The sequence below is a fragment of the Ruegeria sp. BG9 genome, assembly GCF_056538305.1.
On the sequence record NZ_JBQFSY010000007.1, the window covers coordinates 193187 to 207441 of the forward strand.

General features: G+C 57.6%; 13 protein-coding genes. 7 read left to right on the top strand and 6 right to left on the bottom strand.

Going from position 1 to position 14255, the window contains the following annotated elements:
* Positions 1-147 precede the first annotated feature (147 nt).
* The gene (gene gmd / locus ACR0I8_RS13675; RefSeq protein WP_170689108.1) at positions 148-1272 is read left to right on the top strand and encodes a GDP-mannose 4,6-dehydratase; all 1125 of its coding nucleotides are present in this window, start codon (positions 148-150) and stop codon (positions 1270-1272) included.
* Between the two features lie 10 nt (positions 1273-1282).
* Entirely contained in the window at positions 1283-2260 is a 978-nt protein-coding gene (gene fcl / locus ACR0I8_RS13680; RefSeq protein WP_170689109.1) for a GDP-L-fucose synthase, read from the top strand.
* A 35-nt stretch (positions 2261-2295) separates the two neighbouring features.
* Here the strand turns inward: fcl and ACR0I8_RS13685 are convergent, their stop codons facing one another.
* The 4 genes from ACR0I8_RS13685 to ACR0I8_RS13700 form a co-directional block, all read right to left on the bottom strand.
* A complete protein-coding gene (locus ACR0I8_RS13685; RefSeq protein WP_170689110.1) occupies positions 2296-3366 on the bottom strand; it encodes a DUF2793 domain-containing protein in 1071 nt (356 codons plus the stop codon).
* Positions 3367-3517: 151 nt separating this feature from the next.
* Positions 3518-4948, bottom strand: a complete 1431-nt coding sequence (locus ACR0I8_RS13690; protein WP_170689111.1) for a mannose-1-phosphate guanylyltransferase/mannose-6-phosphate isomerase — start codon at positions 4946-4948, stop codon at positions 3518-3520.
* A gap of 40 nt (positions 4949-4988) precedes the next feature.
* Positions 4989-5882: a UTP--glucose-1-phosphate uridylyltransferase GalU gene (gene galU, locus ACR0I8_RS13695; protein WP_170689112.1), complete on the bottom strand. Its 894-nt coding sequence runs from the start codon at positions 5880-5882 to the stop codon at positions 4989-4991.
* A gap of 404 nt (positions 5883-6286) precedes the next feature.
* A complete protein-coding gene (locus ACR0I8_RS13700; protein WP_480703263.1) occupies positions 6287-7522 on the bottom strand; it encodes a lytic murein transglycosylase in 1236 nt (411 codons plus the stop codon).
* A 152-nt stretch (positions 7523-7674) separates the two neighbouring features.
* Here ACR0I8_RS13700 and ACR0I8_RS13705 point away from each other — a divergent pair, with 152 nt between their 5' ends.
* The 4 genes from ACR0I8_RS13705 to ACR0I8_RS13720 are packed head-to-tail and all read left to right on the top strand — an operon-like array spanning position 7675 to position 11669.
* The gene (locus ACR0I8_RS13705; RefSeq protein WP_170689114.1) at positions 7675-8637 is read left to right on the top strand and encodes a cytochrome ubiquinol oxidase subunit II family protein; all 963 of its coding nucleotides are present in this window, start codon (positions 7675-7677) and stop codon (positions 8635-8637) included.
* Positions 8634-10721, top strand: coding sequence for a cbb3-type cytochrome c oxidase subunit I (locus ACR0I8_RS13710; protein WP_170689115.1), 2088 nt, complete (start codon positions 8634-8636; stop codon positions 10719-10721). Before ACR0I8_RS13705 ends, ACR0I8_RS13710 begins: the two co-directional genes overlap by 4 nt.
* Positions 10718-11350, top strand: coding sequence for a cytochrome c oxidase subunit 3 (locus tag ACR0I8_RS13715; protein WP_170689116.1), 633 nt, complete (start codon positions 10718-10720; stop codon positions 11348-11350). Before ACR0I8_RS13710 ends, ACR0I8_RS13715 begins: the two co-directional genes overlap by 4 nt.
* On the top strand, positions 11343-11669 hold the full coding sequence (locus ACR0I8_RS13720; protein ID WP_480526005.1) for a cytochrome o ubiquinol oxidase subunit IV: 327 nt from the start codon (positions 11343-11345) through the stop codon (positions 11667-11669). Before ACR0I8_RS13715 ends, ACR0I8_RS13720 begins: the two co-directional genes overlap by 8 nt.
* An 8-nt stretch (positions 11670-11677) precedes the next feature.
* Here the strand turns inward: ACR0I8_RS13720 and crcB are convergent, their stop codons facing one another.
* Both crcB and ACR0I8_RS13730 read right to left on the bottom strand, forming a co-directional pair.
* Entirely contained in the window at positions 11678-12040 is a 363-nt protein-coding gene (gene crcB, locus ACR0I8_RS13725) for a fluoride efflux transporter CrcB (protein WP_170378334.1), read from the bottom strand.
* Positions 12037-12405 carry a FluC/FEX family fluoride channel gene (locus ACR0I8_RS13730; RefSeq protein WP_170378332.1) on the bottom strand — a complete coding sequence of 123 codons (369 nt, stop codon included), beginning with the start codon at positions 12403-12405 and terminating at the stop codon, positions 12037-12039. The genes crcB and ACR0I8_RS13730 overlap by 4 nt, the downstream gene beginning before the upstream one ends.
* A 266-nt stretch (positions 12406-12671) precedes the next feature.
* Here ACR0I8_RS13730 and ACR0I8_RS13735 point away from each other — a divergent pair, with 266 nt between their 5' ends.
* On the top strand, positions 12672-14252 hold the full coding sequence (locus tag ACR0I8_RS13735) for an FMN-binding glutamate synthase family protein (protein ID WP_170689117.1): 1581 nt from the start codon (positions 12672-12674) through the stop codon (positions 14250-14252).
* The last annotated feature ends 3 nt before the right edge of the window (positions 14253-14255 follow it).

Sequence of the window (14255 nt, forward strand, 5' to 3'; positions counted from 1 at the left end):
CTTTTTTGTCTCGGCCGAAATGCGCCTGCACAATCAAAGAAATCGTGGTCAGGTGCAATGCCAGATTATCGCCTTGGGTTGCATTCCATACGCTCTTGCTGTTTTTGAGACGTCAAACAGACGCATTTGTGGAAACGAGGCACAGTTATGACCAAAACGGCATTGATCACCGGCATTACCGGTCAGGACGGATCGTATCTGGCCGAGTTTCTGTTGGAAAAAGGCTATGAGGTGCATGGAATCAAGCGGCGTGCCTCGTCGTTCAACACGCAGCGGATCGACCATATCTATCAAGACCCGCACGAGCCGAACCCCAAGCTGCATCTGCACTATGGCGATCTGAGCGACACGTCCAACCTGACGCGTATTATCCAGCAGGTTCAGCCTGATGAGGTCTATAACCTCGGGGCCCAATCGCATGTGGCGGTCAGCTTCGAATCCCCCGAATACACGGCGGATGTGGATGCGATTGGGACGCTGCGCCTGCTCGAGGCGATCCGGTTTCTGGGGCTGGAGGAGAAGTGCCGCTTCTATCAGGCCTCCACGTCCGAGCTTTATGGGCTGGTGCAGGAAACGCCCCAGCGTGAGACCACGCCGTTCCACCCGCGCTCGCCCTATGCTGTGGCCAAGCTCTATTCCTATTGGATCACCGTCAACTATCGTGAGGCCTATGGGATGTATGCCTGCAACGGCATCCTGTTCAACCACGAAAGCCCGCGCCGGGGTGAGACCTTCGTGACCCGTAAGATCACACGCGGTCTGGCGAATATCGCTCAGGGCCTCGAAGACTGCCTGCATATGGGCAATATCGACAGCCTGCGGGACTGGGGACATGCAAAGGATTATGTCCGCATGCAGTGGCTGATGCTGCAGCAGGACGCGCCCGAGGACTTCGTGATTGCGACTGGGGTGCAATACTCCGTGCGCCAGTTCATCGAATGGTCCGCCGCCGAACTGGGCGTGACGCTGGAATTCACCGGCGAAGGCGTAGATGAGATTGCAACCGTCAAGGCGGTCGAAGGCGACAGTGCTCCGGCGCTGAAGCCCGGGGATGTGGTGATGCGGATCAACCCCCGCTACTTCCGTCCGGCTGAGGTGGAGACCCTGCTGGGTGATCCGTCCAAAGCCAAGCAGAAACTGGACTGGGTGCCCGAGTTGACGGTACAGGACATGTGCGCTGAGATGGTGCGCGAGGATCTCAAAACAGCGCAGCGCCATGCATTACTCAAGCAACACGGCTATGAGATGCCCGTGAGCTTGGAAAACGGCTGAGGAACCAATCATGCGTAAAATCTACGTAGCAGGGCATAGCGGTATGGTTGGCGGCGGTATTCTGCGCAAATTGCAGGACCGGCAGGCGGCTGGAGAAGCCCTGAACCTGATTACCCGCACGCATTCCGAACTGGATTTGACCGATCAAGCTGCGGTGCGCGCCTTCATGCAGGCCGAGAAGCCCGATATGGTTATACTGGCTGCGGCCAAGGTCGGTGGCATCAATGCCAACAATACCTACCCTGCTGATTTCATTTACAAAAACCTGATGATCGAATGCAACGTGATCCATCAGGCGTTTGAGGCCGGAGTCAAACACCTGCTCCAGCTTGGCAGCTCGTGTATCTACCCGCGCGCGGCGCAACAACCGATGCGTGAAGACGCCCTGCTGACGGGTATTCTGGAGCCCACCAACGAACCTTACGCGGTGGCCAAGATCGCCGGGATCAAGCTGTGCGAAAGCTACAACCGACAGCATGGGGTGGACTATCGCTCGGTCATGCCGACCAATCTCTATGGGCCGGGCGACAATTTCCACCCCGAAAACAGCCATGTGCTGCCCGCCCTGATCCGCCGTTTCCACGAAGCGCAGAGGCACGGTGTAGATGAGGTTGTGATCTGGGGTACCGGCAAACCCCGCCGTGAATTCCTGCACGTGGATGACATGGCCGAGGCGTCTCTATTCGTGCTGGACCTTCCGCGTGACGTCTACGAGGCGAGCACGCAGCCGATGCTCAGCCATATCAACGTCGGGTGCGGGTCTGACATCTCGATTGCCGAGCTTGCGGCGCTGGTGGCGAAGGTCACGGGCTTCAAGGGGCGGATCACGCAGGATACCTCAAAACCCGACGGGACCCTGCGCAAGTTGATGGATGTGTCACGTCTGGCGGATATGGGATGGACGGCCTCGATCGGGCTTGAGGACGGTATTCGCGAAACCTACGCTTGGTTTCTCGAACAGTCTCAGGGCGATCTTCGCGCGAAATAGAAGCCCGAACCCCAAGGCCCGGGCCCCATTTTACCTCAGAACCAACGTCCAATCGCGGCAAGAGACGGCGCTAGGGTTGTTGCATCTGATGTGGTGGAAAGCACCTTGAAAACGGCCTGGCTGGTCGAGGGTTCGTCGGCCCCGATGAACCGCCCCGCGCTGCCACCGCTGCCGCTGACAGACGGGGTCGCCGCGAAAACGACCGGGAAGGTCCACGTCTCCGTGTTGCTAGCGAAAAGCGCGCCTTCAGCAATGTTACAACCTGTGGCGGTCAGGGTTGCGGTACAAATCTGAGTGCCATCGGCGAAACGGACATAGTCGCCCGTTGCGGTGCTGCCGCGTTCGATCACTGCACCCGTCGGAGCGCCTGCGTTTTCCGACACCGACCCCAGCAGATTGCCGGGCCCGTACCCATAGTCAGCCCGCATCAAGCGTCCGGCCGTTGTATCCGTGGGGCTGTTTTGAACGGCGGCGCCGCTGGCGATACCCGTGGCGGGATCAAGGCGCAGGGCGTCTGTCCAACTGCCGCCGTCCGGTGACACCTTGATCGAAAACCCGGTGCTGCCGGAAAGGCCCATCTCGGCGTGACCCGTCCAGTTGGATTGAAACAGCAGCGACGCGGTTTCGCCAGAGTCGGACTTGTTGATCTTCAGCTGATGGCCTCCGCCCTCATGGCTCAGCAAAGTTGCAGGGCCACGAACGGATAGGCGGTTGGTGCTGTCATAGCCGGTGGCAATGCCTATACCGGGCAAGTTCGTGGTCTCGACCGGAGGGGTGATCCACGCGCTACCGTCCCACAGTTTCACCTGCCCATCCGCCTGATCCCAAGCGCGCCAGCCTGTCTGTGGGGCTAGGAAGTGCCAGGCGGCATCAATCCAGGCGGCCAATTCGCCTGCATGACCGTCCCAATCTCCGGTCGGGTTCACGCCCAGCCCATGAATCTCACCCTGTTCCGGGGCGACGGGTGGATTTGTGCTGCTGGTCGACACAACGCTCAGCTGCACCACGAGGTCCAACTGGCGCAGGGCCTCGTTGTGAGTGACATGTTTCTGCGCTTGAGACGGCTGCAAAAACGGGAGGTTCAATCGGGGTGAGGTCTGAGACACGGGCGTCCTCCTTAGGCTGTCGGTCCGACATTTCGTTGCGCGCTACCCTGCCGCAAGACGCATGAAATCTATCTGACCGCAGCGAACGCCCGGAGGTGTTTCTGTTTACCTTTTCACCTGAATCTCGTGCAAGAAACTGAATTCAAACAGTTTAACTGCGTGAGTAGATGTCCTCATAGCGGATGATGTCATCCTCACCTAGATACGTGCCTGTCTGGACCTCGATCAGCACCATGGGCACCTTGCCGGGGTTTTCCATCCGATGGACCGCACCCAAAGGAATGTAGACAGACTGGTTTTCAGAAACCAGACGCTCTTCTTCGTCGATTGTGACCTTGGCAGTGCCTTCCACCACGATCCAGTGCTCCGACCGGTGGTGATGCGACTGCAGGCTAAGCGCCGCGCCGGGGTGGACGTGGATGCGCTTGACCTGAAACCGGTCGCCGATCACGAGGCTTTCGAACCAGCCCCAAGGGCGATGGTCCACAGGCAGGGATTCCGCCTGCTTCGCGCCTTTGGTCTTCAGCGCGGTGACGGCCTTTTTGACGTCCTGCGCCTTGTCCATGCTGGCGACCAGAACCGCGTCGGGCATGGCAACGGCAATCACGTCCTGCAAACCCAGCGCCACAACCTCCTGCGCCGAAGATTCCGAGCGGACCAGCACGTTTTGACAGTCAATCGCCGTAACCTCACCGGAAGTCGCGACGCCATCTGCGTCCGGATGGGTCAACTCTTGCACCGCGGACCAACTGCCTACATCCGACCAACCGGCCGCATAGGGCACAACGCTCAGGTTGTCCGCTTTCTCCATCACGGCATAGTCGATCGAGATATCTTCGACCTCAGACCACGCCTCGGCATCCAGTCTGAGGAAGCCAAGGTCACTCTTGGCGTTTTCGACAGCGTTTTTGACAGGGCTCAAAAGGGCAGGCGCGTGTTGTTCGAACGCCGCGATGATGTCCCGAACAGCGAACAGGAAGATGCCCGAGTTCCACAGATAGCTGCCATCGGCCAGCATGGATTGGGCGGTTTCAAGATCGGGTTTTTCAACGAACCGATCCAGAGGGACTGCGCGGGTTTTGGGCGTTTGGCTCAGTTTCAGATAGCCATAGCCGGTTTCCGGCCGATCCGGAGTGATACCGAAGGTCAGCAGATCGCCACGCTCGGCAATCGCGCGTAAACCTTCAATGACCGCGTCGTGAAATGCGTTGGTATCGGGGACAACGTGGTCAGAGGGGGCAACCAACATAACCGCATCCGGGTCGATTTCATTCAGGAACAACGCTGCGGCCAGAACGGCGGGCGCGGTGTTGCGTCCTTCGGGTTCGATCAAAACCGGGCCGGGGTCTATGCCGATCTCGGTCAATTGCTCCGGCACGACGAACCGAAAGGCCTCATTTGTGAGGACTACAGGTTTGGCGTAAGGCGCAGCTTCAGGCCCACGCATTCTGAGGGCGCAATCCTGCAACAGGCTGTTTTCGCCCAGCAAGGGGACGAACTGCTTGGGATAGCTTTTCCGCGAGAGCGGCCACAAACGGGTTCCAGACCCCCCGCACAGAATTACTGGGTATACGGTTGTCATGATCGCGCAGCGTCTTTCATTTCTGTGTCTTACCGCCCGGTTACTGGGCAGCTTTCTCTGCCGAGAAAAGGTCGTGCAGATAGGCGCTCAGGTCATCGCGCAGATCGTCACGGGCCAGCGCAAACGCGACCGTCGCCTGCAGGAACCCAGCTTTCGATCCGCAATCGAAGCGCTGTCCGTCAAATTTGTAGCCAAAGACAGGAACACCGTTGCGGATATCTTCGGCAATGGCGTCGGTCAGCTGGATTTCTCCGCCGCTGCCCTTCTTCTTTTGGTTCAAGTTGTACAGAACTGACGGCCCAAGCACATAGCGTCCGATGACTGCGAGGTTAGAAGGCGCGTCCTCAGGCTTGGGTTTTTCGACCATGCCGCGCGTACGCACGACCGTGCCCACGTTGCCACCCACATCCAGCACCCCGTAAGAGCTGGTTTGTTCTGGCGGAACCTCCATCGCGGCAACCATATTGCCGCCGGTTTCTTCATAAGCTTCGATCATCTGCTGCAAACAGGGCTTGTCGGCGGCGATGACGTCATCGGGCAGCATGACGGCGAAAGGCTCATCCCCGATCAGGCGGCGCGCGCACCAGACCGCGTGGCCAAGCCCAAGCGCCTTGTGCTGGCGGATATAGGCGATGGCGCCGCTCTCCATGTTTGTCGCATTGAGCGTATCCAGCAGCTTGTCCTTGCCTTTGGCTTTCAGCTCTTGTTCCAGAACGAGGTTATGGTCGAAATAATCCTCAAGCGCGGATTTCCCGCGGGACGTGACAAATATGAACTCGGTGATCCCAGCAGCGCGGGCTTCGTCGATGGCGTACTGGACCAGAGGGCGGTCAACCAGCGTCATGATCTCTTTAGGGACGGATTTCGTCGCGGGCAAAAAGCGTGTTCCAAGTCCTGCTACGGGGAAAATCGCCTTGGTGACCTTGCGTGTCATAGTGCCTCTCAATCTAGTTGCCCCTCGTGGTCGAAACCAATCGGGTTATTCCTCTTAGGCTTTGGGGCCAGATCATTCAATATTACCCGAAGGGCCTGAGCTTAAATCGGTCAGATCGTGCCATGGCGGGAACAGCAAGTCAAAAGACAGTTATGTTGCCAGTTTCTGGTTGCTTGGGCTGGCATCTCAAGCCGCGAGGTCGCTTCGTTGAAGCGCTCCAGTATCGCGTTCTTGGCGATGTATCCATAACGGGTTGATTCTAAACAGCCGCGCCAAGCCTGTGCGACATGTCCGGTCAATAGAAAGGCCGTGCATCAAGCCAATTTGGGCAAGCCTGTCAATTGACCTTTAATAGGCAACGATAGCGAGGAAAAACAAACATTGTTGATTTGGACTGGGGCTGGTTACTGCCCAAGTTCAGAGACAAGCGCACGGTCAGGGAAACACGTCTCGGCCCGACCTTGCGTTTTCTGCCAGCGCCCGATTGAGCGTCGCGTTTTGAAACCTGGCAGGCCGTCTGCGCCGCCGACATCATGGCCAAGGCGTTCCAACCCTCTTTGCATCGCTGCAATTTCTGAACGGTATAGCGGGTCAACGCGACCCCAGCGCGCCGTGAAGTCTCCGACACCGAATGCAATCCGATCCCCGACATGACCCACGAACAGGGCGTATAGATCGCTCTTGTTGTATTCTTTCAGGACGTAGAAATTCTGGGTCACCAAAAACGCCGGCCCGGTTCGACCTGCGGGCATCATTAGGAACCCTTGGGCGGGCAGTTCATGCGCTGGAAACGGGCGGCCGGATGTTCGCGTGATCCCCATCGAGGCCCACTCCTCGATCGCGCGCCCCTGATCAGGACCCTCCAAAGCGCAGCTGACTGTATCAGGCACAACAACCTCAAACCCCCAATCACGGCCCGAAATCCAGCCATGCTGCGACAGGTAGTTGGCGATCGAGGCGATCGTGTCCTCTTCGGATTGCCAGATATCTGCGTTGGCATCGCCATCTCCGTCCACGGCGTAAGTCAGAAAACTCGAGGGCATGAATTGCGGCTGCCCCAGCGCTCCGGCCCAGCTGCTTTTCATCTCACGACCGTTCAAATGCCCTGCTTCCGCGATTTGCAAAGCGGCCAGCAACTCGGCTGTGAAATATTGCGAGCGGGTGCTCATGAACCCCTTTGTCGCTAGGACCTGAAACGCGTTGTGCGGGATCGCCACTTGGCCATAGCCACTTTCACGACCCCAGATGGCCAGGATGATACGGGCTGGAACGCCGGTTTCGGCCTCGACACGAGCAAGCACCGCCGCGTGCTGTTTGGCAATTTTGCGCCCCTGAGCAGTCGCGCCCTGCAAAGAGCCTGCTTTGAAATAGCGCGCCGGTGCTCCGAATTCGGCCTGGGATTGTGGCTTTGATGACTGCGGAGGGCTGCCCGGCGGCACCAGATCGGGAAGATCCCATTTCAATGTCACGCCGGACAGCGCTCGTGTCATGGTCTGGCGCGAAACGCCTTTGGCACGGGCTTGCGGCCACACTGTTTCACGCAACCAGTTTTGAAACTGACGCTCAACCTTGGCGCGATCTTGCGCGTTGACCGCCACGGGCTGGATGGCAAGGCAAAAAATCAAAATGAGAATACGCATCGTAGCCAAGCTGTGTCCCGACGATGCCTGCAAGTCAACCGAAACCAGAGCAACATTGGTGCCAACTTGAAGGCTGCGATCAAAAGCCTTGAGAAATCTCTTGCCTTTGTCGATAGTTGCACTGAAACGGATGCGAAAGAGGACAGTCGCCTATGACCAAGGTCAGAACGGCCCTCATATCGGCGGCGGTGCTGATGGCCCTAGTGGTGGTGGTGTCATTGGCCCGGACCGCAGGCGCCAGTGACAGCTTCATGGATCCTCAGGGACCAATCGCGGCGGTGCAGAAGGCACATCTTTTGCGGGCAACGTGGTTGATTTTGATCGCTGTTGTGCCTGTTCTTGTTCTGGTTCCGCTTATCGCGCTGCGATATCGCCGTCGGAAGGGCGGCACAGCTGCTTATCGGCCAGATTGGGACTTCTCGCCCCGGCTCGAGATGGTGATGTGGGGCGTTCCGGTGGTGATCGTCACGATTTTGTCGATCTACTTGTGGAAAGCAACCCATCGCCTGGACCCTTACGCGGCTCCCTTTGGGGATGAGCCCGCTGTTCAGGTTCAGGTCGTTGGCCTCGATTGGAAATGGTTGTTCATCTATCCCGATCTCGGGATCGCGACCGTGGGTGAGATGGGTATTCCAGTCAAACAGCAAATCGCTCTGACTCTGACAACGGACACGGTAATGCAGTCTTTTATGATCCCTGCCTTGGCCGGGCAGATTTACGCGATGCCGGGCATGACCACTCAGCTGCATCTGGTTGCAGATCAACCCGAACAGATGCAGGGCGTGAATACGCAATATAACGGGCGCGGTTTCGCGAAACAGAAGTTCGAAACGCTTGCCTTATCGGCGGAGAATTTTGACGCTTGGGTCGAAACTGTGCGCCAGAACGGCATCGTGTTGGATGCGGCGACGTATAAGACCGTCGCAATGCGTTCGGATAGGGATGAGGTGCAGCAGGCCCTCGGAACCTCAGATATGCCTGAAAACGCCTTGTATTTCCGCTTGGACGACGGCGATTTGTTTCAGTCGATTTTGCATCGCTATCACTCTGGCCAAGCCCTGCCGCGCGATCAGCAGCCGGGAACAGCCTCATACGGGCAGGGGGTCGGCCAATGACTTCAGAGACCGGTTTCTTCGGCCGCCTCAGTTGGGACGCGTTTCCAATCGCGGGGCTGATCCAGAACCCCAACGCAAATGAGATCGTCGCCAATGCCGCCGCCGCCGTAGTCATAGTCGGAGCGGCTGCCGTTGTCTTTCTACTGTCCTGGTTTCGGCTGTGGGGGCCGCTGTGGCGCGACTGGCTGACCAGTGCCGATCACAAGAAAATCGGCATCATGTACATCGTCTTTGCCATCGTCATGCTGGCCCGCGGTGTGCTGGAAGGCGTTGTCATGCGCGCCCAGCAGGCGGCCGGGCCGGGCGACGGTTTCCTTGAGGCCGAGCATTTTGCCGAACTCTTCAGCACCCACGGCACGATCATGATTTTCTTTGTCGCTGTGCCCTTTGTCTTTGGCATCGCGAACTACGTCATTCCACTGATGATCGGCGCGCGGGACGTCGCCTTTCCAGTGATGAACCAGATCAGCCTAGGGCTGACGGTTTCGGCGGGCATGATGCTGATGGTTTCTCTGGTGGTCGGAGAGTTCTCGACCGGGGGATGGACCGCTTATCCGCCCTATACCGGGGCTGCGTTCAACCCTGGTGTGGGGCCCGATTACTGGATCTGGGCAATAGTCGTTTCGGGAATCGGAACGACACTGACCGGGATCAACTTTGCCGTCACGATCTACAAGCTGCGCGCACCGGGTATGACGTTCATGCGGCTGCCGATGTATTGCTGGACGATCATCTGCAGCTCAATCCTCATCGTCTTTGCGATGCCGCCGCTCGGGGTCGCGGCCTTATTGCTAGCCTCTGATCGCTATCTGGATTTTCATTTCTTCACCAACGACCTCGGCGGCAACATGATGAACTACGCCAACCTGTTCTGGCTGTTCGGCCACCCCGAGGTCTACCTGCTCGTACTGCCCGCCTATGGCATCTATTCCGAGGTCTTTGCGACCTTCTCGGCAAAGCGTATTTATGGTTATACCTCGCTGGTGATTGCCACGATGTCCATCGCGGTCCTGTCCTTCACCGTCTGGCTACACCACTTCTTCACAATGGGCCAAAGCGCGCTGATCAACGCCGTGTTCGGCATCGCGACTATGCTGATTGCCATTCCCACCGGCGTGAAAGTCTATGACTGGATGGCAACTCTCTGGCGGGGCCGTATCCGGTTTTCGGTCCCAATGCTCTATGGGCTGGCTTTTCTAATGCTGTTTGTCATTGGCGGCCTTAGCGGAGTGATCCTGGCCAATCCAACCGTTGACTATCAGGTCCACAACACCCTGTTTTTGGTAGCGCATTTCCACAATGTACTGTTGCCAGGCGTGCTGTTTGGCTTGCTGGCGGCCTACAACTACTGGTTCCCGAAGGCGATTGGGTTTCGCCTAAATGAAGGGTGGGGCAGGGTGACGGTTGCGCTCTGGACTATTGGGTTCATGCTGACCTTCCTGCCGCTCTACTTTGTCGGCCTAATGGGCATGCCACGCCGATCGTTCAGTTGGGAAGACCCGAGCTTTCACCCTTATATGATCGTCGCGGTGGTCGGAGCGTTGGTCATCACAGCCGCGCTGCTATCGGTTCTGGTCCAGCTTTGGGTCAGCATCCGCGACCGCGAAAAAACCCGCGTTCCTGTGGGCGACCCTTGGGATGGCCGCTCGTTGGAGTGGTCGATCCCTTCACCGCCACCGCCCTACAACTTTGCCATCATCCCGCAAGTAACCGCGCGGGATGACTTCGCCAACGCCAAAGAACGCGGCGCGGCCTATCCCACCCCTGACGCCTATGAGGATATCGATATGCCGCGCAATACCGGGATCGGGTTCATCCTCTGCGTGACCAGCGGTATCTGGATGTTTGCGCTGGTCTGGTGGATCTGGTGGCTAGCAGCGCTGATGACGGTTGCGATGATCCTGGCCTTCATCATCTGGACCTTCGACACCAGCACCGAAATCACCATCCCCGCCGAGGAGGTCCGCAAGGAACACGAAGCCTGGCTTGCATTGGTTCACAGCGAAACCGCCGTGGATCGGGACCACGAGACGGCGACGGAAAACCGAGGTCTTGCCCGACCCGACATGGAGGTGGTGACATGAAACGCGCCCCAACTCATAGCTATCCCGGCATCAACCTCGGTGAACGCCACGCCAGTGCCCACAAAGCGTCCGAAGTCGTCACCTTCGGTTTCTGGGTCTTCCTGATGAGCGATCTGGTCTATTTCGGCCTGATGTTCGCGATCTACATCACGATGATCGACGCGCAGGCGGGTGGTCCCGGCCCGCGCGAGCTGTTCGACCTCAAAAGTATCTTCGCGCAAACCATGATCCTGTTGACCAGCAGCTTGACAGTCGGGTTGGCCATGCTGGCTCTGAAATACAACCTGCCAAGGTCAAAGATCATTCTGTGGTTCGGAGTAACGCTGTTCTTGGGCATCAGCTTCCTTGTTCTTGAGATACGAGACTTCATGGCAATGGTCGAGAAGGGCGGTATCCCGCAGCGCAGCGGCTTTTTATCGGCCTTCTACGGGCTTGTACCGTTGCACGGGCTGCACGTGGCGGCAGGCTGTGTTTGGTTGATTGTTTTAGGTATTCAACTGCGCTTCATGGGAATGACCGATCTGGTCATCTCACGCGTCGTGCGCCTTGCATTGTTCTGGCACTTTCTCGACCTGATATGGATCGGCATCATCACAATCGTCTATTTCGGAGGTCTGACCTATGGATAAACGCTCCGAGATGCACCGGCGCGAGCGACGGCGCTATGTCATCGGCTACGGAGGCTCACTGCTTTTGACGCTTGCGATGTTTGGCGTTGCGCAAGTGTTTGGTATTGAAACGACTGGAGTGTATTTGACCATCGGTCTGTTGGGTTTGGCGCAGCTGATCTTTCAACTGGTCTATTTCCTGCACATAGATCGTCGTCGCAGCAGCCGCGAGGATCTGGATCTGATCCTGTTTTCGACCCTTGTTCTGTTGATCATCATTCTCGGAACGGTCTGGATTTTGGGCAACCTTGCGGTTCGAATGCACTTGCACGCAATGTAGCCGGTACGTCAGCGTGTTATAACGAGACCCAACCACAACGCGCCCCAACACATCACAAGGCTGACGACGATATTGCCTGCCGCCAGAGCCAGAGTTTGCTTGCGTCGCAGCTCTAGCGATTGATAGGCGAAGCTGGAAAAAGTGGTAAACCCGCCGCAAAAGCCGAATACCAATCGCTTTTCCTCCTCGCCCATGTCGACTGGGCCTCCCAGATAGCCCAGCCACAGCCCAAGCAACAGGCTGCCAAGCACATTCACTATCAAGGTTGAGAGAGGGAGGTCATGCGTGATCCGCAGCGCCACCCAATGTCGAAGCACAGCACCCAAACCACCGCCTAGGCCAAACAGAGCATGCAGGTACAGATTCGTCATGCGGACCCCCGACCTGCATGAAAACGCCGCCCGAGGGCCTCACCGGCGATTGCGGCACCCAGGCCAACGGCGATTTCCAACCCGGCCGCCGTCATTGCCGCCCCAAGCGTGTTTGCAGCCAACCGTTCAAGCTCGGCCACGAATGAAGAGAACGTGGACAGGCCACCACAAAACCCGACAGCTCCGAGGTGCAAAACGTGCGCGTGAACCCGATGGCGAATGGAATACAGCCAGCCAAGGGCGAAACAGGCGAAAACGTTGATCCCGAACGTTGCAGTCAGGACCGAAGCGCTCGGGATTTCTACTGAAAAAAACTCCCGCACTAGAGAACCCAGTGCGCCGCCGACAAAAACGGCAAGAAACATCAGGGCGCGACCTTGTTTGCCTGATTGAGAGTTGTGCGTGTTCACTCTGCCTGCCCTTAATGCCAGCCTGTCAGGCGTCGCGCCTTAAAACATCAGATCGATCAAACTCGTAACGCGATTTCACAAACGCGTCTCCTTTGATTGCAAACTGTCTGAGGGCTTGCAATCAAAAGCCAAGCTGTTTCACTTTGATTTAGCATTTTCGGTTTTTGATCTGAATGGATTTTACGCCGCACTCCAAAACGACCCACCCAAGGAGATCAGGAATGGTTGTACGCAGGCTTTATTATTTCCTCAGCTTCGTCTGTTTGCCTCTGGTTCTGCTTTTGGGCTTTGTCTGGCACCCGGTGCATTGGCTCCTGATCATTCTGATCCCCTACGCGGTGATCGGAATGTACGACATTCTGACCACCAAACATAACGTGCTTAACAACTACCCCGTGCTGGGCCATTTCCGGTATATGTTGGAGTTCGTCAGTCCCGAAATCCGTCAGTATTTCGTGGAAACAAACGAAAGCGGTCGTCCCTACAACCGGATCGTGCGCAGCCTGATCTATTCCCGAGCCAAGGGTCAGGTCGATACGCAGGCCTTTGGCACGCAATACGACATCACGACCGTGGGCTATCACCGTGCCAATCATTCGCTGGCCCCCAAGCACGTGGATGAAAGCGAAGAACGTATCATGCTGGGCGGGCCGCAATGTGAAAAACCCTACAGCGCGTCGCGCCTGAATGTCTCGGCTATGAGTTTCGGGGCGCTTAGCGCCAACGCCATTCGGGCTTTGAATGGTGGGGCAAAAGATGGCGGTTTCGCCCACAACACCGGTGAGGGCGGGTTGTCTCCGCACCATCTGGCCGAAGGCGGTGACATTGTCTGGCAGATTGGCACCGGCTACTTCGGGTGTCGGACCCCCGACGGCGGGTTCGACAAGGATAAATTTGCAGAAAAGGCCAAGAAGGACGTGGTCAAAGCGATCGAGATCAAGCTGTCTCAGGGGGCTAAACCCTCGCATGGCGGGGTACTGCCCGCGGCCAAGGTCGACAAAGAGATTGCTGAGATCCGAGGCGTGCCAGAGCATCAGGACGTCATTTCTCCGCCGGTTCATTCGGCTTTTGACGGCCCGACCGAGCTGCTCGAATTCGTCCAGCATCTGCGCGAGATGTCTGGCGGAAAACCGGTCGGCTTCAAGCTGTGCATCGGCAACCCGTCCGAATTCATGGCAATCTGCAAGGCAATGTTGGAGACCGGAATCCTGCCCGATTTCATCACCATTGACGGCTCCGAAGGGGGCACGGGGGCTGCTCCGGTCGAGTTCACGAACCGCCTTGGCATGCCACTGAACGAGGCGTTGATTTTCGTGAACAACTGCCTGAAGGGTGCGGGCCTGCGCGACAAAATCCGCATCATCTGTTCAGGCAAAGTGGCCACGGGCTATGATCTGGTCGAAAAATTTGCTCTGGGGGCCGATATCTGCAACGCCGCGCGTGCCATGATGTTTGCGGTCGGTTGCATTCAGGCGCTGCATTGCAACACCAACCGCTGCCCATCCGGCGTGGCGACCCAAGACCCGGTTAGGGGAAGGGCGGTAAACGTGCCGCAAAAGCGCAAGCGAGTACATCGCTACCACGATGCCACCTTGGAGAGCTTTCGCGAGTTGTTAGGCGCGATGGGGAAATCAACGGTGGCCGAGCTTCACCCACGTGACATCCTGCGCCGGACCGCCGACGAGCGGGAGCATTCCTACGCGCAAATGCACACAATCCTTGAAGAAGGCGCACTGCTGTCGGACGCTATTCCCGCCGAATTTGCCGACGATTGGAACCGTGCGTCAGCCCAGCATTTCTAGGGT

Coding starts and splice junctions, on each gene's coding strand:
- gmd (WP_170689108.1), top strand. CDS start 148: ATGACCAAAACGGCATTGATCACCGGCATTACCGGTCAGGACGGATCG.
- fcl (WP_170689109.1), top strand. CDS start 1,283: ATGCGTAAAATCTACGTAGCAGGGCATAGCGGTATGGTTGGCGGCGGT.
- ACR0I8_RS13690 (WP_170689111.1), bottom strand. CDS start 4,948: ATGACAACCGTATACCCAGTAATTCTGTGCGGGGGGTCTGGAACCCGT.
- galU (WP_170689112.1), bottom strand. CDS start 5,882: ATGACACGCAAGGTCACCAAGGCGATTTTCCCCGTAGCAGGACTTGGA.
- ACR0I8_RS13700 (WP_480703263.1), bottom strand. CDS start 7,522: ATGCGTATTCTCATTTTGATTTTTTGCCTTGCCATCCAGCCCGTGGCG.
- ACR0I8_RS13705 (WP_170689114.1), top strand. CDS start 7,675: ATGACCAAGGTCAGAACGGCCCTCATATCGGCGGCGGTGCTGATGGCC.
- ACR0I8_RS13710 (WP_170689115.1), top strand. CDS start 8,634: ATGACTTCAGAGACCGGTTTCTTCGGCCGCCTCAGTTGGGACGCGTTT.
- ACR0I8_RS13715 (WP_170689116.1), top strand. CDS start 10,718: ATGAAACGCGCCCCAACTCATAGCTATCCCGGCATCAACCTCGGTGAA.
- ACR0I8_RS13720 (WP_480526005.1), top strand. CDS start 11,343: ATGGATAAACGCTCCGAGATGCACCGGCGCGAGCGACGGCGCTATGTC.
- crcB (WP_170378334.1), bottom strand. CDS start 12,040: ATGACGAATCTGTACCTGCATGCTCTGTTTGGCCTAGGCGGTGGTTTG.
- ACR0I8_RS13730 (WP_170378332.1), bottom strand. CDS start 12,405: ATGTTTCTTGCCGTTTTTGTCGGCGGCGCACTGGGTTCTCTAGTGCGG.
- ACR0I8_RS13735 (WP_170689117.1), top strand. CDS start 12,672: ATGGTTGTACGCAGGCTTTATTATTTCCTCAGCTTCGTCTGTTTGCCT.